The organism is Caulobacter sp. ALps2, assembly GCF_058681635.1.
Map to the genome: position 1 here is coordinate 162,126 of NZ_JBZWKE010000002.1, position 23,827 is coordinate 185,952.

Below are 23,827 nucleotides of genomic sequence, written 5' to 3' on the forward strand. Positions count from 1 at the left end.
GCGAGGCGCGCCCGGCGGTGACAGGCCGGGACCCGACGGGCGCGGCGGGGCCAGGCGCTCGCTGGGAGCGTCGTCTGGAGTCCAAGACCATGACTTTCTCGCGCATCGAAATCCTCATCGTGGCCGTCGGCCTGAAGCTGTCGGTGGCCATCGGCTTCGTGGCCCTGCTCGGGCTCGTCGCCTCTTTGTTTCTCGGACGGACCACAGGGGCCGCGCTGACGGGCGTCTGCGGCTGCGGCCTGGCGATGGCGCTCGTGGCGGGCCTCTATCTCGCCGCCTGCCAGGCCGTCGTCGCGAAACTCCGGAAAGGGGAGGGGGCCTAGCGCCCCCAATCCTTGACGCGAGCCCTCCGGGACGCAGCCTGCGGCGAGTGCACCCCAACGGATGGGCTCCGCTCGCTTGCCTCCCCGGGCCGACGCTGCGCGGCCGGTCCCGGTCGGCGCGCGTCCGGCGGAGGGCCCGCCTCGCTGGCGAGCGCCTTGACGGCGCTCGTCGCCGTCGACTGGCGACGGCGCGGCTTCGGCTACTGAGCCTGGGGGCGCCTCTTCCAAGTTTGTCATGTCACCCAGCCCGTCAACCCGCTGCGCGGGTTCCCCTACGCCGGCGCGGGCGCCGGCTTCGGTGACGGGCCGGGGCCCGACATGCCGTGAGGGACAAAGGCGCTCGAAGGGAGCGTCGATCCGGAGATCGTCCCATGACCTATTCGACGTTGTCGCATCTGAGCTGGCTCGACCGTGACCTGGCCGAGGGCCACATCGCTTCGGGCCAGCCGCGGTACAGCTGTTACCTGAGGCTGACGACCGGCGGGTTCATCCGCCGCTGGAGCGACCGTCGCAGCCAGGCCCTGGCGATGCACGCGGCGGCGGTCGCGACACCGGACATGGACTGCGTGATCACCTTCGACCACATCGCGATCGACCACCTGGGGGTGGACTTCCGGCCGACCGGCAAGAGCGGAGAGCAGCTGAGGATCGAATGCGACGAGGCCCTGGAGCGGATGTATCACCGCTGGGCGGCGGAGGAGGGCCTTGGCTGAGACGGGGGCGTCAGCCCCCTTTTTTGCGCCCGCGGGCCGGACCCGTCGGCGAAGCCGCGTCGCCGTCGAGCACGGCCCTGGTCAGGGCGTCGAAATCGGGAAGCGGCGGCGGCGTCCCACCCGGCAGGGCGTGGATCGCCAAGCCCAGGGTGTCGGCCAAGGCCTTGCGGTCGCGGGGGCGGCTGACCCGCCGGTCGAGCACGTCGATCAGACGCGCCATCAGCGCCGCGCCCTGGCCGTCGCCATCGGCCCGCGCCTCGGCCAGCAGAGCGCCGCCCAGCACGATTTTGGCGCGGGTCTCGCGCTTGCGCTCGGTCTGGTCGAGAAGCGCCTCCAGGCGCTCGACCCGCGCCTTCCAGACCGTCAGCCGGCGCTCGTCGTCCTCGATCTGGTCAAGCCGCGTCACATGGCCCCGATGGCGCGGCAGGCCGCCTGACAGATTGGCCAACGCGGTCTTGGCGCGATGTTCGCGGTCGGCCAACTGGACGGCGAGGTTGTGAAGACGGCGCGCTCTGGCGGCCTCGGACTCGGGCGGGCGACGGCGCGCTCTTCTCGGCTTGAGGGCTGGGGTCATGGGACGGCGGCGGCTTGCACTAGGGACGCAAGGAGCGTAACCCTATCTCGTCATTAGTGACAAGGGCGCAGTTATGCATTGCAGTGCAATGCCTGCGGCCGGGAAACCCGGCGGCCCGTCTCCGGACCCGATCGCGGGTCTCGACGGGCGTCGTGCCAAGGGGCCAGCCCCTTAGCGATCCGGCCCGCTGCGCGGGAGTTGTCGGGGCGCTCCGCGCCCTTGGCGGGAGCATGATCGGGTGGCCCAGTACCGGCTGGAGGTGAAGGCGATCAAACGCAGCGACGGCCGTTCGGCCGTGGCCGCCGCGGCCTATCGCGCCGCCGCCAGGCTCCTCGACGAGCGCCTGGAGATGGTCTTCGACTACACCGGCAAGGGCGGGGTGGCGTTCACGGGGGTGATGGCGCCAGACGACGCGCCGGCGGCCTTGCTGGAGCGCGAAAGTCTGTGGAACGCCGCCGAGGCGGCCGATCGGCGGGCCGACTCGCGAACGGCGCGCGAGGTCCTGATCTCGCTGCCGCACGAGCTGACGGACGCGCAACGTCATGCGCTGGTCAGGGCCTTCGTCAGCGAAAGCCTGGTCGGTCGGGGCATGATCGCCGACTATGGAATCCACTATCCGGACGCGCACGGCGACGAGCGCAATCATCACGCCCATATCCTGGTGACGACCCGGCGCGTGGGCCCCGACGGCTTCGGCTTCAAGGCGCGCGAATGGGACAACCCCGACGCGGTGAAGGCCCTTCGTCTGGAATGGGAGCAGATTCAGAACCTGCATCTGCGCCAGCATCTGGGTCCCGAGGCCCCGCAGGTGACCAGCCACAGCCTGGGCGACCAGGGTCATGACGCCGAGCCGACCATCCATCTGGGCCCGGCGGCCTCCGGGATGGAACGTCGCGGCGAGGGCTCCGACCGGGGCGACATCAACCGAAGGATTCGGACGCGCAACCAGGAGCGGGGGCAGCGGCCCGCCCAGATCCGCGACCTCGAGGACAGGCTCGCCGCCGGCCGGCCGCGGCAGGCCTATCCGATCGACGCGGTGATCCGCGAATTTGAAACCATCCATCAGACCATGATCCGCGAGCGGGAGGGCTGGGCCCGCGAGCATGCTCGGGCCTCGTCGCCGGTGGAGGTCCCGAGCGGTCGCGCGGTCGTGGCCGAGGTTCTAGGCGATGCGCTCGCCCGGCGCGCGACGGCCTCGCGGCGTCTGGACTGGACTCAGGAACGGATCGAACGGGGCCGGGCGCAGCGTCAGACGCTCCTTCGCTGGATCCGCAACCCGGCTCGCATGATCTGGGCCGCGCACGCCGAACTCAACGCCCTGGATCGCGCCAGGGCGGTTCAGCGCCGCGCCGAGGTCGAGCTGGCGGTTCGGGAAAACTGGCTGCGCAGCCCGGCCGGCCGCGCCTATGTCGCCTCGCGCCTGGATCCGGCCAAGCACGCCGCGGCCGATGCGCGGCGTGAGGCGCGCACCCTGGAACGGAAGATCAAGCGCGCCGACCGGCGTATCGAGGCGGTCGCGCGCACCCGGGTCAAGCTGCTGGTCGCCCGGGAATTGGGCCACGACCAGATGGTCGCGCCGACCCGCATGGACCTGGGGGGGGGGCAGGCGGTGCGCGAGGTTGATCGCCGCGTGGTCGATGTCGTCAAGGCGCACGCGCCGCTCGCCCAGGAGCGGGCGCTGGGCAAGGTGATGGCGCTGGTCCAGGGCAAGATCCCGGGGATTGGGCCCGATCGCTGAGCAGCGCCTTAGGTCGGCGCCGTTCGCATGGCCAGCACCCAGTCGCGCAGTTTGCCGCGATCGATCGCCTCGACCGGATAGGCGCGCGCCTGGCGCATGTCGTCGGTTCCTGGCGACAGCTCGGTAGTCGTGACGATCAGGCCGGAGCCGGCCTTCTCCCAGAGCACGTCGGCATAGACTGACTTGAGCAGGGTCTTGCCGATCTTTCGTTTCTCACGCTTGCATTGGACGATGATCAGAGGCGGAAGGCTCGGATTGTCGTCCTTGGGGAAGACGCGGACGTCGATGCCGTCGTCGTTGCGGCCTGGCCCGAGCTCGGCGCGAAAGCCCTGCTTCTCGAAGTGCTCGGCGGTCAGCGCCTCGAACTGGCGCCAATGGACGTCGTCGATCTCCTCGTCGAAGTTGCGGGCGATATAGTCGATGAAGCGCTGGTCGAAGAACTTGCCGTACAGCGTGTCCAGGTTTTCGCTCTTGAACAGGTCCTCCAGCTGGCGCGTATCGGCCCAGTCGGTGCGGCGGATGCTCGTCCAGGGATCCACCTGCTGACTGGCGTCGATCCCGCGCAGGTAGGCCATGGCGACGTCGAGCCCGGGCGCGCCGAACGTCTCGGCCGCGCGCTTCATGAACGGGGTCGGGTCCAGGCCGCTGGCTGGGGCCGGCGCGGACAGGGCCGCGTCCATCCATTCCACCAGCATCTCGCCGATCGGGGCGGTGAGCTTGCCGCGGACAGGATCGGCCTTGTACCGATGATAGACCCCGCCCACCGGCGGCAGGACCGTCGGGGTGGCCACGTATCCGACCTTGTAGAGCAGATAGGTGGCCGCCTCCTGATAGGTCGTCGACTCCACGCGCATCATGCGCGCGTCGGGCCACAGAAGCCGCTCGGCCAGTTTGGCGTCGTACGCCTTGAGCATCGCGGCGGTCCGGGCGCGCGAGAGCGCCAGGCCGGCCTTGAAGCCGACGACTTCGGCCAGGCTGTCGGCCAGGTCGTGGTTGTTCATCCAGATGCCGCCCATCGAGGTCTCCTGCGCGCCGCCTCCGGACCTTAGCGGGCCAGGAACCGGTTGGCGCAAGCACCCCGACCCCGGAGAAATGCGGAATTGGCCCGCCGCGCCCCGTAGGTTCTGCTGGCCGCATGACCATGTCCGCCAAGGCCCGCTGGCTCGCGCCTCTAAGCCTGTTGCTGGCGTTGATCGGGCTTTGGGCCGCGACCCAGACGGCGGGCCATCTCTTCGCCTATCCCCGCCTGTTCGGGGCGGGGTGGGGCGACCTTGGTCCGATCAGGATCTATGCGCCGTGGTCGATCCTGTCCTGGTACGGGCGTTGGGCTGCGCGGTACCCGCAGGCCTTCGACCAGGCCGCCCTCGTCGGGCTCTGCGTCTTCGTCTGGCCGATCCTGCTCATCGCCGGGTTGACGCGGCGGTTCGTCGCCAGGCCCAAGCCGTTCGGCGCGGCCGCCTGGGGCGGCGTCGCGGAAGCCAGGGCCGCGGGCCTGCTCAATGGCGAGCGGCTTACCGGCCGGGTGCTGGGACGGCTGAAGGGCAAGCTCCTGACCTTCACCGGCGTAGAGCATTGCATCCTGGTGGGCGCTTCACGTTCGGGGAAGGGCGCGGGCCACGTGGTGACGACCGAGACGGCCTGGGGCGAGAGCCAGTTCACCTACGACCGCAAGGGCGAGCTTTGGCACATCACCGCCGATCATCGCCGCAAGTTCTCCCACACCTTCTATTTCGCCCCCACCGACCCCAACACAGCCCGCTGGAATCCGCTCTTCGAGGTCCGCAAGGGGCCCATGGAGATCGCCGACATCCAGAACATCGTCGGGATTCTCGTCGATCCCATCGGCCTCAAGCAGGGCAATCTCGACTTCTTCGACCAGAGCGCGGCCAACTTCTTCACCGGCGTGATCCTTCACGCGCTCTACACCGCGCCCGACGAGCTGAAGAACCTGACCTACGTTCGAAGGCTGCTGATCGACATCAACGCAACCTTGGACGCCATGCTGGGAACCAAGCATCGCTGGCGCCCCGACCCACGCGCCGCCGACGGCCTGGCGCGCGACCCCGACGGCGAGCCGATCGCCGAGGTGCATCCGGAGGTCTGGCTGGGGGCGACGGCGTTTCGCAGCATGGAGCCCCGGGTGCGCTCCAGCGTCCTGGCCACGGCGCAGAAGTCGCTGGCCTTGTGGGCCGATCCCCTGGTCTCGCACGCCACGTCGTGGTCGGACTTCTGCATCGGCGATCTGGTCTGCGCGCCGGCGCCCGTCAGCTTCTACCTGATCACGCCCCAGGCCCACGCCGACCGCCTGGCGTTCCTGGTGCGGGTGATGCTGCGCCAGAGCCTCAACAGTCTGATGGAGACCATCGACGCCGACAGCCGCGGCCGCAAGAAGCGCCACCGGCTGCTGATGATGCTGGACGAGTTCCCAAAGCTGGGCGCTTTGCCGTTCCTGGAGAACGCCCTGGGCGAGATGGCCGGCTACGGCGTCACCGCCCACCTGATCTGCCAGTCGTTTAACGACGTGTTCAAGCACTACGGCGTGCACACCTCGATCTTCGACAACTGCCACATCACCGCCGCCTTCGCGACTTCGGAGCCGACCAGCATCGAGCGGATCATCAAGCGGGCGGGGCGGTCCCTGGAAATGCGCGAGAGCTTCAGCGATCCAAGACTGATGTTCGCCAAGGGACACCGCAGCCGCAACCAGGCCGAGGTGGAACGTTATGTTCTGGCCGAGCAGGATGTGCGGGCCCTGCCGGGCGGCAAGCAGTTCCTGTTCGTCAACAACGCCAAGCCCTTCCTGGCCGACAAGATCCGCTTTTGGGAAGAACCACTGTTCTCGGTCCATTGCCGCGACTTCTTTCACGGGGAGAAAGCCGAGTTCGTCCAGACGCCCGAGACCCTGGACGTTCCGGGCAAGCCGCCGATCGACTGGCTGGGCGTGCGGGCCATCGAGGATTACGCGCCGCCCATGCGCGCGGCCGATGTGTCCCTGAACCTCGCCTGCTCGGACGGGCTCAGCATCGTCGACCTCGTCTATAACGAGGAGGACTAGGCGTGGCGTCCTCGTCCCAGGAAGCGCTCGACCGGAAGCACAGCGCGCTGCGCCAAGCTATGGGGCCGGTGATCGCCACCGCCCTGGCCGAGGCGTCGGTGGTCGAGGTGATGGTCAATCCCGACGGATCGATCTGGGTCGAGCGGATCGGCCAGGGCCGCACCTTCAGCGGCGAGATGATGGCCCCGGCCGACGCCGAGCGGATCCTGCGGCTGGTCGCCGACCACGTGGGCGAGGTGGTCACCCGCGATCAGCCCTTGGTCAGCGCCACCCTGCCCAGGTCGGGCGAACGCTTTCAAGGCGTGTTCATGCCCGTGTCGACGGCGCCGGCCTTCACCATCCGCAAGCGGCCGGAGGTGATCTTCACCCTCGACGACTATGTGAAGACCGGCGTCATGACTGTCGAGCAGGCCCAGGCGTTGCGCGCGGCCGCCGAGCGTCGCGACAATATCCTGATCGCCGGCGGCACGGGCAGCGGCAAGACGACCCTGGCCAATGCGGTGCTGGCCGAACCGGCCTTCGCGGCCGACCGGGTGCTGATCGCCGAGGATACGCCCGAACTGCAGTGCTCGGCCAATGACCAGATCGCCCTGCTGACCAAGCGCACGGAGCCGCCGGTCACCATGGCCGATCTGGTGCGCGCCGCGCTGCGTCTTCGCCCGGATCGCATCATCATCGGCGAGGTCCGCGACGGTAGCGCGCTGGACTTGCTCAAGGCCTGGAACACCGGCCATCCGGGCGGGCTGGCCACGCTCCACGCCAACAGCGCGCGCGAAGCCCTCAGTCGGCTGGAAGACCTGATCGGCGAGGTCGCGCCGCGCGTGCCCCATCGGGCGATCGGCCAGGCCGTCAACCTGGTGGCGTACATCCGCCGCGCGCCGGACGGCCGCCGGCTGGAGAGCCTGGTTCGGGTCGAGGGCTGGATCGACGGCGAGTATCGCTTGACCGCCGTGGCGGACTGACGTTCGAAAGTTGGATACAAATTTTGGACGCTTGAACGAATGGCGATGTCCGAAAATTGTCTACATATTTCGGACATGACCAGCGGCCGATCACAACTCACCTCGACCATGGACGACCGGATCGCCAGGCGGCCGGCCGCCAGGTCTGGACGCCGTCGGACTTCACCGACCTGGGCGGTCGCGACGCCGTGGACAAGGCGCTGCAACGCCGGCAGACGCAGGGCGTGCTGCGCCGGATTGGCCGGGGCCTCTACGACAAGCCCAAGCTCAACAGCCTGACCTAGCAGCTCAGCCCGCCCGACCCGACCGCCGTGATCGACGCGGTGGCGCGGCGCGATCACATCCGGCTCTTGATCGACGGCATGACGGCGGTCAACGACCTGGCCCCGGGCGCCGGCGCCGTGATGAATCTGGCCTTCGATCAGGTTTGAGGCGCTGATGAACGCGCCGGGCGCGATCTAACCCGGGATCGACGCGGCGCCCTTACGGGTACGACGTTTTGTCGTAGTTTCTATACGACAAACCGTCGTAGGGAATTGTCATGGACACCGTCGTGACCGAGACTGCGGAAGCGGCCAAGTTCCGCGAGGCGATCACCGGCCTGGAGCTCAATCAGAGCCGCTTCGCAGGCCTGATGAACGCGCTGGGCGATCGCCGCGAGATGAAGACCATCCTGCGCAGCATCCAGCGCATGGCGGGCGAGGTGGCGCGGGTCACCGGCGGGATGCAGGTGATCCTGACGCTTCTGGAGCGCGAGCAGTCCAGAGCCCAGCGCCTGGTCGCCGCCACCGAATGGCGGCAGCGCGCCGACGGCGGCTATGTGGCCGAGATCCAGGGGGTGCGATTGTCCCTGAGTCCGCAGACGCGGGGCCGTTGGCAGATCCACGCCCAGCACGTGGCCGAGGGGCCCGGCGGCTACTCGCCCTCGATCCCCCATTGGCGCAGCAGCCTTGAGGAGGCCAAGCTTCGCGCCGTCCTGGCCGTGGACGAGACCCTTGACCACATGGAGCGGATCCAGGCCGAGCTGGCCGAACGCTGACGGCGGGGCTCAGCGGCGGACGGTCCGGAAGGTCACCGAATAGCGCAAGGCTTCGACCTCCGGCATGGAGTGCTGCCAGTCGCTGCGCGAGGGGCCGCTCATCAGATAGGCCGAGCGCGGGGCGGCGATGATCGAGGCGCGTTCCCAGCCCGCTCCGGTCTGGCGGCGCAGGCGGAAGTTACAGGGCGACAGCAGCGAGACGCCGGCGACGGCCACGGCCGGCGGGCGGTCGCGGTGCCAGCCTATGCCGGCGCCGGGCGAGTATTCGGTAACCAGGGCGTGGCGGAAGGCCTCGCGAGCAAGACCGGTGAACGCGGCGACCTTCTCCAGCAGGGGCGCGAGGAGGTCGGGGATCGGCTCGCCGGTCTCGACCATCTTTCCGTCCTCGTCCTGGCGCCAGCCGAAGCCGGCGATGCGGCGATTGCCGAAATAGCCCAGGTGCTCATAGGGCTTGAACGGCAGATCCTGGAAGCTGGCGACCAGGTCGCGCTCCTCCTGCGGGGTCACCAGGTTCTCCTGATAGCGGAAGCCCTCGGGCAGGGGCTTCCTGGGCGCCAGGGGCAGGTCGAACAGGCAGGGCTGGGCGTCCATCGGCATCCTCAGCAGAAATTGCGCGAGCGCTTGGCCCAGGCCATGTCGCGGCGGCCAGCGCCTGCTGGCGTTTCGATCGCGCCGCCTTTGACTCCGAGAAGAAGGCCTGACGCCGTTCCAGGTCGCCGACCGACTTGGCCGCTTGGGCCTGGGCCGCATCGGCCGAGGTCCCGGCCGCCTGCAGCGCGCCCACGACCGCGCCGGCCGCCGGATTTGTGCTCAGGGTGGCCACCTTCAGGCCGATGGCCACGACGTTCTTGGCGACCTCCCCGGTCTGATCGTCGGCGCTGGCGTTGATCGATTTGAGCGTGCCGTTGCTGTTGACCGCGAAGATGAAGCCCGAGGTCTTGAAGGGCTTTTGCAAGCCGCGATAGTCGACCGTGTACCGCTCGCCGGGCCCGTAGCCCGAGACCGCCTCGGCCTTGCGCGACAGCGCCAGGTCGCCGTCCAGCATGGTCAAGGTCTGTCCGCCCAGCACGACCGTTCTCTCCGTGGGGCATTTGCTGAGGGCGCGTGTGAAGGTGACGTCGAACCGCGCCATCGGCAGGGCGTAAGGCACGCCGAAGATGGCGTCGCCGCGATTGGCCGTGGTCGACCGATCGGGCGTGGTCGAAAGCGTCGTCGTACAGCCGCCAAGCACGGCGGCGGCGGCGGCGAGGGCCGCTCCAAACATCATGCGCATCTTGGAACCCCCCGGTCGAAGAACGCGGTTCTATCACAACTGTGTCGGGAACTGAAGTTGGTGTTCACTCGCCGATGGAGTGTCGGCCGTGCGCCCGTGGGCTCCAACGGCGGACCGTCTCGCAGCCTCTGATTGAGCTGACTGCAGAACACCCCTAGATCAAGAAAACGACTTTGCGGGGGCGCATGACCTTCTCCAACGACCAGCTGATTTCAACGTCACGGAAGGACTGTTTCGCGCTGGACCTTCTTCCCGCCCAGGGCCGTGAAGTCACCTGGAGCCTCGGCTTCGTTGGCCTTTCGGCCTTGGGTGTTTTGGTCGGACATGGTCTGTCTCCGTGGGGCATGGGCGGGTCGACGCGTGGTGCTACGCCAAGGCTTGCGAACCGATCCTAGCTGTAGGGACGCGCAATAGTGAACGGCTCGACGCGAGATTCATGACGCCTTTCGACGCACATTAGCTGAGACGTTCGCCGCTCCGGGGCGCACATTGTGTGAGACTGAGATCACAATGATTGAGACCGACGCGCACTATTTGAGACCGACCCACGGTCGGTGAGACGCGTCTCAGAGCGGGAGGCATTGCGGGTGATCGCCATGGCGTGTGCGACGATCCTCCGCAATCCGACGACCGCTGCGCGCCGGATATCTGAACTGGATCGGTCGGAACGAGTATCACCTCGAAACGCACGTAAACGCCGGGGCGAGCGCCTTTGCAAGAGACCTAGCGCCTTGTCCGAGTGTCCCCGTGAAGCCTTAGGGGCAGGGCCAGGCTTCGCGGAATGCCAGACTGACCCCGGCGAGCATCGGCAGATCCGCAGCCTGCGGGGATCGGCGCGCCCATCCCGTGTAGAGGGGCGCCAGATCCTCCACCCGGTAGGAGACAGCACAGGTCCCGGCCTTGTGCCCTCCTGCGCCGAAAGCCTGCAGCGTGTCGGCGGCGGCCATGAGGTAGCCGGCGCACCAGCTCCGAGGGTCTGAGCCATTGACCTCGCAAACGGCCTGGAGCCCCGCCACAGTCATGGTGAGCGGTGGCCCGTTCGGGCCTACCCCCTGCAACGCTGTCGGCTCACGATCCTTGCCCGCCACGGCCCAAGTCACTCCGCTGGAGAGCGCGGCGGCCAAGACCGCCGTCGCCGCCATGCCGGCCCAGGTCCTCATGGCTTGGCGGCCTTGACGTGATCCAGCGCCGACCGAAGCCCGCGCCCGAGCATCAGCGCGTCGTCGTTCGCCCAGAAATGCATGAAGAACAGTCGCGGCTCGTCGTCCAGCATGTGGTTGTGGAGCGCGGTGACCTCTATGCCGTTCGCCCGAAGCGCCCGGATCACCGGGTTCACTTCGTCGGACGTCAGGACGAAGTCACCGGTGATGGCGGCCTTGCCGCCGCCGGTGGGCTGGAAGTTGATGACCGTGGCCGAGCCCATGGCTTCGGGCACCACAGCGCCGGCTTCCCGAACCGGCTCCGCGCGCGGAACACTGAACTGGTAGATGCCGCCCGTGGCCTTGCCCTTGTAGCCCAGCGTGCGGTCAAGGCCGGCCGTGTCGATCGCGGGAGCGGGCGTAGCGGGCGCGACCGTGGATGCCGCCCCCATCGGGGTCTTGCTTTGCGTGATCGCCTTCTGCAGCGCCGCGGCAAGCTTCACCGGATCTCCGTGACCACCTACGTGCATGTACATCGTGGCCGGCGAGGACCGCAGAAGGTGGTTGTGGAGCGCGGTCACTTCGAGGCCGTTTTCGACGAGAACCTTCATGACCGGGTTCACCTCCTCGTGCGTGAGAACCAGGTCGCCCATGACCATGGCGTGGTCGCCCATGTCCTGGAACGCAAGCCAGGATCCGAGCGCCAGCGCAGGCCTGATCGGCACCCCGTCCAGGGTCACCTTGAGATCGGTCCGCGGCATCCCGACTCGATAGACTCCGCCGGGCTGCACAGCGCCCTCTTTGCCCAGTGCGCGGCCCACGGCGGCCCAGTCAGGGGCCGCGCTCGCGGCTTGGCCAAAAAAGGCGCCGGCGACGAGCGTCAGCGTCAGCGTAATTCGCTTCATAGATATTCTCCTCGTTCGCCGCAGCGCCCGTGCGCTGCGGCTCATCAACACGGTTTCGACAGTCAACAACTTGTTGGGCCGGCTATGGGGACGTGGGCGTCCAGACTGGCGTCTGACCCCGCGGGGGGGGCTTTGCTCACCCATAGGCGAACCAGCCCGCCGCCCCGGCGGCGAAGATCACGGCCACGATGTTGAGCTTGCTCTTCCAAAGATAAAGGATGGCAAGCGCGCCAGCAAAGATGACCAGGGCTGGCCAGAGCACCGGGACCCGTTCCGCCGTCGCCTGCCCGAGCTGCAGCGTCGTTGCGGCGATCAGGCCCACCACGCCGGCAGCGACGCCCTCCAGGAGCGCGTGCAGCTGCTTGACCTCCAGGACGGCTTCCAGACGATCGTAGAGGATCAGCGAGAACGCAAAGGCGGGCAGGAAAATCCCGGCGGTCATGGCTAGGGCGCCAATCGGGCCGCCGCCGACGTAGCCCACGAAGGTGGAGAAGATGATCAACGGCGCCGGCAGGATGCCCGAGAGCGCCAGACCGTCGAGGAACTGACCGTCGGTCATCCAACCCCGCCCCACCGCGTCGTTCCGGAGAAACGGGATGGCCGTGTACGCTCCGCCGAACGTCAGCAACCCGGCTTTGAGACCGGAGAGGAAGAGAGCCACCGGACCAGCCGATGCGCCGACGGCTTGCACATCGCCCGGTTGAACGCCCGGCGACCACCAGATGACGGCGGTCGCTAGGGCGACCCCGATGAACGCGCACACGAGCGCCAGAGATTGCCGACCCGATGCAGCAAGCGCATAGACCACCCCGGCGATGGGCAGCACGACCCAAAAGCTCGCGCCTAGGAGCGATGCCAACCCGACGCCGAGGGCCAGGCCCCAGAGCCACCGGTCGTTCAGCACATGTTCGCCGATCCGGTGCACCGCTCGCACGATCATGGCGACGACGCCCACCTGCACGCCGAGGAAGGCGGCGCCGAGCGCAGACGACTGGATGTCCATCGCGAAGTAGAGCCAGGACAAGGCGAACATCAGCAGGAAGCCGGGAAGCATGAACGCCAGCCCCGCGAGCATGCCTCCGAGCCGGCCCTTGGCGCGCATGCCAAGGTGAACACAGAGCTCATGGGCCTCTGGCCCAGGGAGAACCTGCATGACAGCGAGCAGGCGATTGAAGCGCGCGCTGGAAATCCAGCGTTCCTCCTCGACCAGTTCCTTCCGTAGCATCGCGATCTGGGCCACCGGCCCGCCCCAGGCCATCAGCCCGAATCGCAGGAAGCGTAAGAACAGCTGCGGATAGCTCAGCGCCGGCGGCTGCGGCTCGGCAGCCATATCGAGTTCGGCAGACGCGGTCATGCCATCACTCCGCTGTGGCTCAGATCGCACGCGCGATTGCGTGGCCGCGCTGAAGGATGGCTCGCGAAATCGCCCAAGCAAGGCGGACCGACCCGGCTTTCGCGGTGACGTTCGCTTGCTAGGAAAAAAGAAGCCCACGCGGGCTCGACGCACAAACCGAAATCCAAGGCACACGCTCCCCTGCGCGCGCCTTACGCGCACGCTCCAAGGAGCGGATCTTGGACGACCGGGCCGTCTAACCGGGCGATCCGCGATGGCCCGGTGGGCGATAGCTACCGCCTTGCAAGCGCGATTGGAAGGGCCTGCTCGTCCAATTGGCGCCGCGCAGCCCGTCAGGGCCACAGCCGCTCACGATTCGACATCGATGCGCATCAGGCGACGGCGCGGGCGAAGCGCGCGTTGTCGCCTCCCCAGGAGAACGCCTTCATGTAGGCGTCGACGTGAGCTCCCCGTAGTCCATGTGATAGGCGTGCTCGTACATGTCCAAAGCAAGCAGCGGCCGGCCATCGGCGATTTGGGTGTGGTCGGAGGCCCACTGATGGACAAGCCGCTGGTCGCGCTCGCTCCAGGCCAGCAGAACCCAGCCGGAACCGCCGCCGAGCGCCTTGCCCATGCCGGCGAACTCCGCCGCCCAGCTATCGTGGCTTCCGAAGTCACGTTCGATGGCGCTCGCGAGCGGTGCGACCGGCGCGCCACGTTCGCCGAGCCTTCGAAATGCACCTCGTGCAGGACCATGGAGTTCCAGGCGAACAGTTCCTCGCGCAGCTCAACGAAATCGCAGCAAAAATTGCCCTGGCCTTTCAGCGCCGCGCGAAACCAGAGACGTCATTGAGACGCTAATCACGCCAATGGGCTCGCCCGCGTCACCCCCCAGGAAAACGGCCGGTTTCCTTACGGTCACCGTAGACGCACCGAGAAAGCACTTGCATCACCAGAAAACCCGTTGCGGAAATGATCGCAAGCTTGCACCCTTCACCCGGTCTTTTCTGACGGGGCTCAGGCGTGCTGGTCGGTTACATCCGCGTCTCCAAGTCGGACGGCAGCCAGACCCTGGCCCCGCAGCGCGACGCCATGGCCGCCGCCGGCGTTGCGCTTGAGCGGATCTACGAGGACCTGGCCTCTGGTCGGCGCGATGACCGCCCAGGCCTGACGGCTTGCCTAAAGGCGCTTCAGCCGGGCAACACCCTCGTTCTCTGGAAGCTCGACCGGCTCGGGCGCGACCTTCGCCACCTGGTCAATACGGTCGATGAGCTGCGGACGCGCGGCGTTGGCCTGAAGGTGATTGCTGGGGCCGGGGCCCAGATCGATACGACGACGGCCAATGGTCGGCTGGCGTTCGGCATCTTCGCCGCCTTCGCCGAGTTCGAGCGCGAGCTGATCTCAGAGCGGACCAATGCCGGCCTTGCCGCCGCCAGAGCCCGGGGACGCATGGGCGGGCGTCCTCGCAAGATGGACCGCGCGACCCTGATGATGGCCATGGCCGCCCTGGCCGATCCGGCGGCCAACGCCACGGAGGTCGCCCGCCGTCTGGGGCTGACCACCACCACGCTCTATGTCTATGTCAACGGCGACGGAACACCCAAGGCGGCGGGACAAGCCCTGCTCGATGCCCCCGCGGCCGCAAGGCCGCGCCAGTTGCAAGCTGCCGGCTGATGTCGCCGGGCTCCAGCGTCCCGGTCGAGGCGCTGGCTAGCCTCCGACGACGTTTGGCCGCCTTGCCTGGCCGGCATCCCGACCGCCAGCAACTACTCCAATCGACCGGCGCGCTCTATGGCGTCAGCCGAGCGACGCTCTACCGACTTCTTAGGGGCGATCGAAAGGTGCGGGGCGCTCGTCGTGCCGACCATGGTAAGCCGCGTGTGATGCCGGCCGACGAGATCGAAGCCTGGTGCGCGATCGTCGCGGCCATGAAGGTCCGAACGACCAACCGAAAGGGCCGCCATCTCTCGACGGTCAGGATCCTTGAGCTTCTCGAAAACCACGGCGTCGAGACCCCCGACGGTTTGCGGAAACTCCCGCCTGGCCAGCTGACCGCTTCGACGCTCAATCGCCATATGCGCCAACTGGGTTATGATAGTGCGCGCATGAGCCGGCCGCCACCCGCCGTGCGTTTCCAAGCCGAAGAGGCCAACGCGCTGTGGCATTTCGACATGAGCACGTCGGAGCTAAAGCAACTGGCCACCCCGCCTTGGATCGATCCCGATCACGGCAGGGCTCCGACCCTGATGTTGTTCAGCGTCATCGATGACCGCTCCGGGGTCGGCTATCTGGAATATCGTTGCGTCCATGGCGAGGACGCGGAGTCGGCGCTGCGGTTCCTCTTCAACGCCATGGCGGCGAAGATAGACACGGCCGATCCCTTCCAAGGCATTCCGACGACACTCTATGTCGACAGCGGGCCGGTCTCGAAATCGGCGGTGTTTCAGCGGGTGATGGACAGCCTCGGCATTGAGGTGAAGGTTCATATGCCGGCGGGCAGTGATGGGCGGCGAACCACGGCCCGCGCCAAGGGCAAGGTCGAACGCCCCTTCCGCACCCTGAAGGAGGCGCACGAAACCCTTTATCATTTCCATCAGCCCGACACCGAGGACGAGGCCAATCGCTGGCTGGCCCGCTATGTCGCCAACTACAATGCTCGCGACCATCGCACCGAGCCCCACAGCCGCCTCGATGATTGGCTGAGCCACCTTCCTGCCGGTGGGGTTCGTCAGATGTGCGCCTGGGAACGATTTTGCACCTTCGCCCGGGAACCCGAGCGACGCGTGGTCGGGATCGATTGCCGGATTACCGTCGCTGGCGTCGTCTATGAGGTCGACCCGGATCTGGCCGGCGAAACGGTGGTCGTCTGGTGGGGGCTATTCGACCAGGAACTATTCGTCGAGCACGGCGAGGAGCGATTTGGACCCTATTACCCCGTCAGCGGTCCTATTCCGTTGCATCGCTATCGAAAGCACCGCAAAGGCCGCCGCGAGATCCGGGCGGACAAGGTCGGCGACTTGGCAGCCAAGCTCAGCTTGCCGCGTTCGGCGCTGAGCGGTGACCAAGACGTGGTGATGATCGGCGCCCGGTCCGAACCTGATCCCGTTCCTGCAAAACCGTTCCGCGATCCCGATCCCTTTCATGAGCTGGCTTTTCCGAGCGTGTTGGCCGCTCGGCGCGCCATAGCCGACGAACTCCGCTTTCCGCTGGCCAAGCTGTCGGAAGACGACCGACGCTTTGTCGATAACTTGCTCGACCGCACGCTGGCCAGGCCGGAGATTCTGGCGGCCGTCCGCGAACACTTCCCCCAAGGCCGCCGAGGAGGGCTCTACGGATGCTGACCGAAGTGATGGAGTTCTACGGCCTGGAGCGTTCGCCGGTTGATGTCGACTTCTTCGAGACCGACCACCACGTCCAGATCTTGCGAGATCTGCGCACGGCGATCATCAATGGCCGGCTGATCGCCCTGACCGCCGTCATCGGCTCGGGCAAGACGGTGCTGTCGCGTCGCCTGCGGGCCGATCTCGAACGCGAGGGGCGCGTGATCGTCTCCCGGTCCCTGACCGTCGACAAGGTCAAGATCACCGTCCCGCTGCTGATCTCCGCCTTGTTCTACGATCTGTCGTCCGACAAGGGCGTGGTGATCTCGCGCCAGAGCGAACGGCGCGAGCGCGACCTTCAGGAGTTGTTCCGCAAGGCCAAGAAGCCGGTGGCCTTGTTCATCGACGACGCTCACGGCCTGCACCCCAAGACCCTGACCGCGCTGAAACGCCTGATCGAGTTGGTCGTCGAGGGCGGCGGCCAGCTCTCCGTCGTCCTGGTCGGCCACCCCAAGCTGAAGAACGATCTTCGACGTCCCAGCATGGAGGAGGTGGGCGACCGCGCCACCGTCTTTGAATTTGGCGGCCTACGCGAGCGCCAGCACGACTTCATCGACTGGACGCTGAAGAGTTCGCTCCAGGCCGGCATCGAGCCGGATGAGGTTCTGACCGAAGAGGCCGCGACCTTGCTCGCGGTGAAGCTCAAGACGCCCTTGCAGCTGAGCAGCACGCTGGTCCGGGCGTTCGAGGCTGGTTTCGAGGCCGGCGTGAAGCCGATCGACAGAACGATCGTCGATACGGTGCTGTCGCGACGCGTCGACGACTTGGAGCCCCAACTTAATCGGCATGGCTATGATCTCAAGACCCTGGCCGAACTCTTCGACGCCAAGCCCAAGGAGATCCGGCAACTCTTCCGGGGTGGGCTCGATCCCGTCCGCTCCGCCGAGTTGATGGAAGAGATGAGGACCGCCGGCCTGCCTCTCTGAGGCAGCGGAGGCGGCGGCGGTCGGCCTCAAGGTTTGTTCGCTAAAGTACGCCAAGAAGAACGAACAGAGAAACATCCGGCATAACCAAGCGTCTCAGGGATCGCGCGTCAGTCTCAAATAGCGCGCGTCCGTATCAGTCAATTTGACTTGCATCTCACACAATTTGCGTCGAATGACCTGATCCGTCTCAGCCAATTAGCATGGAAAAGCGCCGTGAATCTCGCGTCGAGCCGTTCATTATTGCGCGTCGCTACACCTAGCAGACCGAAGAACATGACGCCCAGAACGGTGATGATGCCCAGGGTAAGGGCCGTCTCCGGCCCGCCGAAGAAGGCCCAGAAGGTCAACAGAAGCACGCCATAGACGCCGATCAGGGCTTTGACGGCCGTTGGATGGACGCCATTGACCCCAAGGTCCGGCGCGTCGCGGCGCAGGTCTTCGAACTCACGGTCAGCGCTTGCAACCATTTGCGCCGGTGGGCGGCTGGCCCGAGTGGTGTCGCGGAACACGGGGTAGGGGGCTAAGGCGGTCAAGGTGGTCATTAGGGTCACTCCGTTAGAGTGGAGGCCGATTGGCGGCGCGCTCCTTGACCGACACCCTGGGCTGTCAGACCATTCTTATCCAACGAGACGTTTGTGTATGTTCGTTCGATAGTTCCGAACGATCTTGCCTTACGGCTTCGCCATCTCCAGGAAGGCGTCTCCCGCGCGGCTGCGATAGCGCTGCTTGTGCCGCAATAGGTAGAACTGCCGAGGCGGCAGATCGAACGCGATCTCAACCAGGGCTTTGCGCGCGACGCCCAGTCGCGCGACGGTCTGAGACATCACTCCGGCGCCCGCCCCCGCTTCGACGGCCGAGCGGACAGCCTCATTGCCCGGCAGGACCATGGCGATCTTCAGGTCGGATAGAGACAGGTGGCGAGCGGCCAGCATGTGCTCGAACGCCGCACGGGTGCCGGAGCCGGGTTCCCGTAAAACCCAAGCCGTTTTGGTCAGGTCATGATCGGCGCTCGTGTGGGCGGAAGCCCAGGGATGCAATGGGGCGACGACAAGGCTCAGTTGCTCTTCATCGATCACTGAACGGCTCAGCACCGGATCGTCCACCTCGCCTTCGACCAAGCCAATCTCAGCGTCCCCCTCCGCGACCGCGCGGGCGACCTGGGCGGTGTTGCCGATCGCCACGTCGATCTCGATGCCGGGATGTGCGGCGTGGAAGAGCGTTAAGCGCGGCGGCAGCCAGTAGCTGGCGATGGTCTGGCTGGCGTGGATAGACAGGCGTCCGCGTTCCAGCCCACTGAGGTCTGCCAGGGCCGCCTCGGCGGCCTGCGCCTGGGCCAGGACCTTGCGGGCCTCCGCCAGGAACACCTCACCGGCGCGATTGAGCACGATGCTGCGGCCGACCCGGTCGAACAGGGCGACGCCGTGGCGCCCCTCGAGGGTGGTGATGGCGCTGCTGACCGCCGACTGGGTCAGGTTCAAGGCTTCGGCCGCCCGGGTGACATGCTGGCGCTCTGCGACGGCGAGGAAGATGCGGAGCTGTTCGAGGGTCACGAGCTGATCCTGGTTTTCATGATCATAACGCCAGGATCGTTCGGTCGTTTCGAACATTCTTAGTCGACGATCCCGTTAGACCGCATGAATTGGCGCGTCGAAGGTGCGATCGCGTTTTTGAGGAACCACCCATGCAACCGCCTGCGCTGCCTAGTCGCCGCTCACCTCGTGTCTGGATGGGTCTTGCGGCCTTCGTGTCGGTCGCGGGCGCTTCCAGCGCTATCGCGGCGGCTGACGGGTTCGATGCCCGGATGGCCGAGGCCATGACGCGAATGCATCACGCGATGATGCTGCCGCCGTCCGGCGATCCTGACCGCGATTTCGCCGCCATGATGATCCCGCACCACCAGGGGGCCATCGATATGGCCAAGGTCCAGCTGCAGTACGGCAAGGATCCCCGCCTGCGTCGCCTGGCCCAGGGCATCATCGTCGAACAGGCCCAGGAGATCGCCGTGATGCAGCAGATTCTGGACGAGGCCCCCGCCACCCATCCGCAAGGACACCCGCAATGACCCGCAGTCTCGCCTTCATCCTGTTGCTGGCCAGCGCCGCGCCGGCTTGGGCCGGGCAAGCGCCTGGACCCGCAAGCGCGCCCGACATTGCGGTGAGCAACCGCGACCGCATCTATACGTCGGACCAGTTCTCAAACACCGTCTCGGTGATCGACCCGGCCGCTAACAAGCTGCTCGGCGTCATTAAGCTAGGCGACCAGACGCCCATGAATTTGAGCCCGCTCTACAAGGGCCAGTTGCTGGTCCATGGGATGGGTTTCTCGCCGGACCACAAGACCTTGGCGGTGATCTCCATCGGCTCCAATTCAGTGACCTTCATCGACACAGCGACCAACGCGGTGAAGCACACGGCATATGTCGGCCGCTCGCCGCACGAGGCCTTCTTCACCCCCGACGGCAAGGAAGTCTGGGTCGCGGTGCGCGGTGAGGACTATCTGCAGGTGCTCGACGGCGCGACCTACAAGGAGACAGCGCGGATCAAAGTGCCCAACGGCCCGGGCATGACTATCTTCGCCCCCGATGGCCGGTATGCCTACGTGTGCTCGAGCTTCACCCCGGAGACCGTGGTGATCGACACCAAGACCAAGGCGATCGTCGGCCGGGTGAAACAAGAAAGCCCGTTCTGCCCGGACATCGCCGCCACCCCGGACGGCAAGCAGGTCTGGTTGACGCTAAAGGACATCGGCAAGGTGATGGTGTTCGACGCCAAGCCGCCGTTCGCGGTTCTGAAGACGCTCGACACCGGCCCGATCACCAACCACGTCAACACCGTGCGCAATGGCGCCGGCCAGTTCGCCTATGTCACCGTCGGCACGCAGAACGCGGTGAAAGTGTTCCGGACGGACAGCTTCGCCCAGGTGGCCGAGATCAAGGTCGGCGCGCTGCCGCATGGCCTATGGCCGTCCGGTGACGGCTCGCGCGTCTATGTCGGCCTGGAGAATGGCGACGCGGTGGCGGCCATCGATACGGCGACCAACACCGTGATCGCCACCATCCCGATCGGCCAGGCGCCTCAGGGCGTGGCCTATGTCCCCAACGCTGTTCCCACTGGCCCGGGTACGGCCAACCTCCAGCCGCTCGGCTTGGCCGCTAAATCCGATAGCCTGACTCTCGCCGGCGCCGCGGGCGGACCACCCACCCAGGTGACATTGTTCGACCAGGGCCAAGTGCAGATCCTGCAGGCGGCGGCCGTGGGTCTAAAGCCGAAGGCGGCCTATGTGCTGGCGATCGCCGACAATCCCAAGGGCGAGGGAAAGCTGCAGGCCCTGGCCGGCTTCATGACAAGCCCATCGGGGTCGGCCGTGGTCAACGCGGTGGGACCGCTACGCAATGTGGTCAGCGCCGACACGCCGGCGCCGCGCCGCTATCTGGTGATCGCCGAAGGCAAGCCCGATGAACTCGGGATTGTGGTGCAGACCCAGCGCTAGCGGCCTGTCACTCAGCTAGATCGAAGGCGTCGCCAGGTTTAGCCAGCCGCACGAATTCTATGCCGGCTTCACGGAAGAAGGGCTCGTAGGTGTCGTAGCGCTGCTCCACGAAGAAATCGCGGGCATGGCCGTCGTGGAGGGGCAGGGCGAACTTGGGTCGCATGGCCTTAGCGAAGGCCATCACCTTCAGCTCCGTCAGGTATGGGGCCATGACGGGCAGGGCGAGCGCCTCGACGCCGGCATGGGGGAGCAGCGCATCGTCGAAGGAGTCGCCGCAATTGAGCACGCGGCCGTTGACCAGGAAGGCGGTTACCCGCGGCGTATCCTTGGCCAGGATCGGTTCGTGAGGGACAGGGATGGCGCGCAACTCGAAGGCCCCGAACCGGCGGACACCTTCGTCGAACACCTCGACCGCGAGGCCTTCGTCGGCCAGCTTATCGCGAACCTCAGCGTTTCCGACGACCTGTCCGCCGCCGGCCAGGATGGTCTTGAGGGCCGCCGGATCGAGGTGATCCGGGTGAGCGTGGGTGATCACCACGACGTTGGCGCCCGCCAGTGTCTTGGGATCGACCCGGCCGTCGATGAACCCAAACTTGCCCGGGTCGAAGAGCAGGGCGTCTGCACCGACGGTCAGCCGCAGGCAGGAGTGGACGAACTTTTCAATGTGCATGGCGTGCTTCCTGGAGGCCGAGACTCAAGGCGCCCACGCCCCTGCAGTTCCTCGACTAATGTCTTGGCGGGTGCGGCTTGCGCCCAGCGACGATCGCCTTAGGCTCTCTTCAGCGCCGCAAGCAACGCCTGGTGCTTCGGCAGCAGGAGCTCGAGGGCTGCGATGAGAAGGTCATGGTCTTCGGTGAACCAGAGGCCCGGCCGATGGGCTACGGCCATGCGCCGAAGAGCCCTTCGTAGAATCTCCAAAGCGTCGTTGACGTCGAGAGCGGCCTGATCATCCACCACGACGTTTGCAACGACGCCAACGACAGCCATCTGCTCCATCCCATGGCGGTCGCAGCCAAAGAGGTTTTGGAGGTTGAAAACCTCTAGGTGCTCGCCGACGGCGGCTATCCAACGCTGAGGAGATCGCTCGATGCGAGCGCGACCACATTGAAGTGGCTGCGCCCATCAAGCGAGGCGCAATGAGCACGGACCACTTCCGGCAGGCTCACTTCACCTACGACGAAGTGAGCGACAGCATTCGTTGCCCGGCCGGTCAGACGCTAAACCCCTCCGGCATTCACACCCGCAACCGGGCAATAAGGTATCGAACGCCCGCCTGCGGCAGCTGCCCGATCAAATCAAAATGCACCCCTGGCGCCCAGCGCACCATCCATCGGCTTGTCGATCAGAGCGCGCTCGATCGGATGGAGGAGCGCATCCATACCAATCCCAGCCTCATGACCATCCGAAGATGCACGGTCGAGCATCCCTTCGGCACCATCAAGCGGATGTCGGGCGGCGGAAGATTCCTAACCAGAGGTCTTAGAGCGGTGAAGGCGGAAGCGGCGCTCTCGATCCCCGCCTTCAATATCCTCCACGCCGCAAACACCGTCCGAGGGGCGGGATAACGCCTCATCACGGGCTGTTTGCGCTGCGGCTCACTCGTTGGGCAAGATAGCTCGGCCGAGTTTCTGCGCAGCCTGCCCCGCAACGCCCCGGAAACGGAGAGCGGCCGGCGGGCGTGCTCGGTCCCGCCGCGTGCCGCGGCTCCTACGGGTTCGCCCCTGGCGGGCGCCTTCAGGCACCGCCGGCCGCTCGACGGCGCGTCCCGCCTGGCCTGCGTCCAGGCTCCTTGCAGCCTCACATGGGGATTTTAGTGTCAAGGCTGTCGCTCGACTGCCCGCGTTCCGCATATAGGGACTGGATCAGCGGACAGCCTGAGTCCTGTCCAGCGTCACAGGCTCGCACCGAGTCCGCCAGGACTCGCTCCATGCGCCTGAGGTCGGCGATCCGCGCGCGGACATCCGTCAGGTGCGACGCGGCCAGGGTCCTCACCTCGGCGCAGGACGCTTCTCCGCCGCTGGCGAGGCGCAGTAGGGCACGCACCTCGTCCAGCGTGAAGCCCAGTTCGCGCGCCCGGCGCACGAAGCCGAGCCGGCCGACGTCTTCGGCGCCATAGCTGCGATAGCGTCCCCGCCGCGGCGGGGCTGGCATCAGGCCGATCCGCTCGTAGTAGCGGATCGTCTCGATATTGCAGCGTGTCCGGCGTGAGAGCTCGCCGATCTGGATCGCCTGGTCGGTCATCGGAGCATGACTTTACGTTTAGGGCTTGAGTCTGTAGCCGCTACAGATGGCATCCTCGTTCTCATGGCGCCAGGAGACGATGACATGACGGCGAGTAGCGGGCTTCGAGCACGACCGGACGGAGATGGCGGGAAGCCTGCCGAGACCGCCCTGAGCTGGGCCGCCGTTGTGGCTGCGGCGGGTGCGGTCTTCGCCTGGGCCGCCTGCTGCGTCTTGCCGATGTCCCTCGCTCTAGCAGGGCTAGGCCTCGGAAGTTTTGGATGGATCGCCGGTCAGCGGACTTGGATCACGTTCGCCGCGCTGGGCGTGGTCGGCGTGGGTTGGGTTCTGACTTGGCGGCGTGCCCGAATGTGTCGCACCGATGCCGCCTGTCGCGCACCGTCGCGGTTGGGGACCGCCATGTTGGGCGTGGCCACGGCCCTCTGCCTCCTCGCCCTGACCTGGCAGCCCATTGTTGAGCCCTGGGCGCTGTCCCTCATCCGGAGCGCCCGCGGATGAGCCACGTGCAGATCGAGGCCCGCTCGACCCTTACCTGTCCGCACTGCGGTCACCGGGCGACCGAGACTATGCCGACCGACGCCTGCCAGTATTTCTACGACTGCTTAGGTTGCGGCGCCGTCCTGAAGCCGAAGTCCGGCGACTGCTGCGTGTACTGTTCCTACGGCGACGTGCCGTGCCCGCCGATCCAGGAGGATGGCGGCAAGGCCTGCTGCGGCTGAGCCTCGTTGGCAAGCGTT

The 23,827-nt window shown here is 66.7% G+C and carries 23 protein-coding genes and 3 pseudogenes; 14 read left to right on the plus strand and 12 right to left on the minus strand.

Translation table 11 applies throughout. The features are described from left to right. Positions 1-89: 89 nt before the first annotated feature. Together ACW173_RS25785 and ACW173_RS25790 are read left to right on the plus strand one after the other, a co-directional pair. Positions 90-323 (plus strand): hypothetical protein, encoded by a 234-nt coding sequence (locus ACW173_RS25785; protein ID WP_492086090.1) that lies wholly within the window; start codon positions 90-92, stop codon positions 321-323. 371 nt (positions 324-694) lie between these two features. Next, positions 695-1,036, plus strand: coding sequence for a hypothetical protein (locus tag ACW173_RS25790; protein WP_492086091.1), 342 nt, complete (start codon positions 695-697; stop codon positions 1,034-1,036). A 10-nt stretch (positions 1,037-1,046) separates the two neighbouring features. Here ACW173_RS25790 and ACW173_RS25795 read toward each other — a convergent pair whose 3' ends face one another. Beyond that, positions 1,047-1,610, minus strand: a complete 564-nt coding sequence (locus ACW173_RS25795) for a hypothetical protein (RefSeq protein ID WP_492086092.1) — start codon at positions 1,608-1,610, stop codon at positions 1,047-1,049. Positions 1,611-1,848: 238 nt separating this feature from the next. Here ACW173_RS25795 and mobQ point away from each other — a divergent pair, with 238 nt between their 5' ends. Then, positions 1,849-3,348, plus strand: coding sequence for a MobQ family relaxase (gene mobQ / locus ACW173_RS25800; RefSeq protein ID WP_492086093.1), 1,500 nt, complete (start codon positions 1,849-1,851; stop codon positions 3,346-3,348). Positions 3,349-3,356: 8 nt separating this feature from the next. On the opposite strand, the gene ACW173_RS25805 is transcribed toward mobQ, so the two are convergent. Continuing rightward, positions 3,357-4,364, minus strand: coding sequence for a restriction endonuclease (locus ACW173_RS25805; protein ID WP_492086094.1), 1,008 nt, complete (start codon positions 4,362-4,364; stop codon positions 3,357-3,359). Positions 4,365-4,483: 119 nt separating this feature from the next. Here ACW173_RS25805 and ACW173_RS25810 point away from each other — a divergent pair, with 119 nt between their 5' ends. The 4 genes and pseudogenes from ACW173_RS25810 to ACW173_RS25825 all read left to right on the plus strand — a co-directional run bounded on the left by ACW173_RS25810 (position 4,484) and on the right by ACW173_RS25825 (position 8,404). Then, positions 4,484-6,403 (plus strand): type IV secretory system conjugative DNA transfer family protein, encoded by a 1,920-nt coding sequence (locus tag ACW173_RS25810; protein ID WP_492086095.1) that lies wholly within the window; start codon positions 4,484-4,486, stop codon positions 6,401-6,403. A 59-nt stretch (positions 6,404-6,462) separates the two neighbouring features. Beyond that, positions 6,463-7,365 carry a P-type conjugative transfer ATPase TrbB gene (trbB, locus tag ACW173_RS25815; RefSeq protein ID WP_492086227.1) on the plus strand — a complete coding sequence of 301 codons (903 nt, stop codon included), beginning with the start codon at positions 6,463-6,465 and terminating at the stop codon, positions 7,363-7,365. A gap of 89 nt (positions 7,366-7,454) precedes the next feature. Beyond that, positions 7,455-7,748: pseudogene (locus tag ACW173_RS25820) on the plus strand (DUF6088 family protein); the annotation flags it as partial. Between the two features lie 158 nt (positions 7,749-7,906). Then, positions 7,907-8,404: a hypothetical protein gene (locus tag ACW173_RS25825; protein ID WP_492086096.1), complete on the plus strand. Its 498-nt coding sequence runs from the start codon at positions 7,907-7,909 to the stop codon at positions 8,402-8,404. Between the two features lie 9 nt (positions 8,405-8,413). On the opposite strand, the gene ACW173_RS25830 is transcribed toward ACW173_RS25825, so the two are convergent. From ACW173_RS25830 to ACW173_RS25855, 6 genes and pseudogenes are all read right to left on the minus strand, one after another. Continuing rightward, positions 8,414-8,911, minus strand: a complete 498-nt coding sequence (locus tag ACW173_RS25830) for an alpha-ketoglutarate-dependent dioxygenase AlkB (RefSeq protein WP_492086097.1) — start codon at positions 8,909-8,911, stop codon at positions 8,414-8,416. Further along, entirely contained in the window at positions 8,847-9,677 is an 831-nt protein-coding gene (locus tag ACW173_RS25835; RefSeq protein ID WP_492086098.1) for a hypothetical protein, read from the minus strand. The genes ACW173_RS25830 and ACW173_RS25835 overlap by 65 nt, the downstream gene beginning before the upstream one ends. A gap of 755 nt (positions 9,678-10,432) precedes the next feature. Beyond that, positions 10,433-10,624, minus strand: coding sequence for a hypothetical protein (locus ACW173_RS25840; RefSeq protein WP_137803289.1), 192 nt, complete (start codon positions 10,622-10,624; stop codon positions 10,433-10,435). Between the two features lie 209 nt (positions 10,625-10,833). Continuing rightward, positions 10,834-11,721, minus strand: a complete 888-nt coding sequence (locus ACW173_RS25845) for a DUF1259 domain-containing protein (protein WP_101711774.1) — start codon at positions 11,719-11,721, stop codon at positions 10,834-10,836. A 136-nt stretch (positions 11,722-11,857) separates the two neighbouring features. Beyond that, a complete protein-coding gene (gene chrA, locus ACW173_RS25850; RefSeq protein ID WP_171012804.1) occupies positions 11,858-13,075 on the minus strand; it encodes a chromate efflux transporter in 1,218 nt (405 codons plus the stop codon). 371 nt (positions 13,076-13,446) lie between these two features. Further along, positions 13,447-13,837: pseudogene (locus tag ACW173_RS25855) on the minus strand (superoxide dismutase); the annotation flags it as partial. A gap of 240 nt (positions 13,838-14,077) precedes the next feature. Between ACW173_RS25855 and ACW173_RS25860 the strand changes: the two are divergent. The 3 genes from ACW173_RS25860 to ACW173_RS25870 are packed head-to-tail and all read left to right on the plus strand — an operon-like array spanning position 14,078 to position 17,360. Then, a complete protein-coding gene (locus tag ACW173_RS25860; RefSeq protein ID WP_492086099.1) occupies positions 14,078-14,728 on the plus strand; it encodes a recombinase family protein in 651 nt (216 codons plus the stop codon). Next, a complete protein-coding gene (locus tag ACW173_RS25865; protein ID WP_492086100.1) occupies positions 14,728-16,395 on the plus strand; it encodes a transposase family protein in 1,668 nt (555 codons plus the stop codon). The genes ACW173_RS25860 and ACW173_RS25865 overlap by 1 nt, the downstream gene beginning before the upstream one ends. Continuing rightward, complete coding sequence (locus tag ACW173_RS25870) at positions 16,389-17,360, plus strand: ExeA family protein (protein WP_492086101.1); 972 nt, start codon at positions 16,389-16,391, stop codon at positions 17,358-17,360. The genes ACW173_RS25865 and ACW173_RS25870 overlap by 7 nt, the downstream gene beginning before the upstream one ends. A gap of 137 nt (positions 17,361-17,497) precedes the next feature. Here the strand turns inward: ACW173_RS25870 and ACW173_RS25875 are convergent, their stop codons facing one another. Both ACW173_RS25875 and ACW173_RS25880 read right to left on the minus strand, forming a co-directional pair. After that, entirely contained in the window at positions 17,498-17,902 is a 405-nt protein-coding gene (locus tag ACW173_RS25875; protein ID WP_492086102.1) for a hypothetical protein, read from the minus strand. A 129-nt stretch (positions 17,903-18,031) separates the two neighbouring features. After that, positions 18,032-18,967, minus strand: coding sequence for a LysR family transcriptional regulator (locus tag ACW173_RS25880; protein ID WP_291841689.1), 936 nt, complete (start codon positions 18,965-18,967; stop codon positions 18,032-18,034). 119 nt (positions 18,968-19,086) lie between these two features. On the opposite strand from ACW173_RS25880, the gene copM reads away from it, so the two are divergent. Together copM and ACW173_RS25890 are read left to right on the plus strand one after the other, a co-directional pair. Then, the gene (gene copM / locus ACW173_RS25885; protein ID WP_291841730.1) at positions 19,087-19,422 is read left to right on the plus strand and encodes a CopM family metallochaperone; all 336 of its coding nucleotides are present in this window, start codon (positions 19,087-19,089) and stop codon (positions 19,420-19,422) included. Then, on the plus strand, positions 19,419-20,849 hold the full coding sequence (locus ACW173_RS25890) for a YncE family protein (RefSeq protein ID WP_291841690.1): 1,431 nt from the start codon (positions 19,419-19,421) through the stop codon (positions 20,847-20,849). Before copM ends, ACW173_RS25890 begins: the two co-directional genes overlap by 4 nt. 7 nt (positions 20,850-20,856) lie before the next feature. Here ACW173_RS25890 and ACW173_RS25895 read toward each other — a convergent pair whose 3' ends face one another. Continuing rightward, positions 20,857-21,519 carry an MBL fold metallo-hydrolase gene (locus ACW173_RS25895; protein WP_137803523.1) on the minus strand — a complete coding sequence of 221 codons (663 nt, stop codon included), beginning with the start codon at positions 21,517-21,519 and terminating at the stop codon, positions 20,857-20,859. A gap of 104 nt (positions 21,520-21,623) precedes the next feature. On the opposite strand from ACW173_RS25895, the pseudogene ACW173_RS25900 reads away from it, so the two are divergent. Beyond that, positions 21,624-22,414: pseudogene (locus ACW173_RS25900) on the plus strand (transposase); the annotation flags it as partial. A gap of 232 nt (positions 22,415-22,646) precedes the next feature. Here ACW173_RS25900 and ACW173_RS25905 read toward each other — a convergent pair. Further along, on the minus strand, positions 22,647-23,090 hold the full coding sequence (locus ACW173_RS25905) for a MerR family transcriptional regulator (protein ID WP_137803524.1): 444 nt from the start codon (positions 23,088-23,090) through the stop codon (positions 22,647-22,649). A gap of 494 nt (positions 23,091-23,584) precedes the next feature. Between ACW173_RS25905 and ACW173_RS25910 the strand changes: the two genes are divergently transcribed. Continuing rightward, positions 23,585-23,809, plus strand: a complete 225-nt coding sequence (locus ACW173_RS25910; protein ID WP_137803526.1) for a GDCCVxC domain-containing (seleno)protein — start codon at positions 23,585-23,587, stop codon at positions 23,807-23,809. Positions 23,810-23,827 lie beyond the last annotated feature (18 nt).